General features: G+C 57.1%; 1 protein-coding gene. It reads left to right on the top strand.

Annotated elements, in window-relative coordinates; genetic code table 11:
* Positions 1–92: 92 nt before the first annotated feature.
* Positions 93–417, top strand: a 325-nt coding sequence (locus AWU74_RS14400; protein WP_202966451.1) for a DUF6894 family protein, incomplete at its 3' end; no start/stop codon positions are given.

Genomic DNA, 417 nt, shown 5'->3' with positions numbered 1-417 from the left:
CGAGGCGTTCGCTTTATCGTTCAGAATCGCGGCGGCGGAGCTGAACTTTCTTACCACAGTCGATTTGTCTCCTTTAGGAAGGAGACGGAGCAGTGCCTCGTTATCATTTTAACATATTCCACGATCGGGTTTATTGGGACGACGTGGGGGAGGAATTGCCGGACCAGGATGCGGCTTGGGTCGAGGCGAACCGTACCGCCGGCGAGATGATCAAAAACCTCGATGGCAAGCTGAAACCGGGCCGGGACTGGCGCATGGAAGTAACCGATGAGTTTCAAAACTCTCTTTGGGAGATCCAAACGCACGACGGCTGCACGGCCCCTCCAGAGAGGGTTGGCTTATACCACCCGGCAAAGATGGCGAAGGGCGCCGAGCAAGCGTGCGGGAAAGTACTTTTGGCCCGGGTGCCGTCGGACA

This window comes from Treponema endosymbiont of Eucomonympha sp. (genome assembly GCF_001028545.1).
This window is presented reverse-complemented; position numbering and strand designations above follow the sequence as displayed.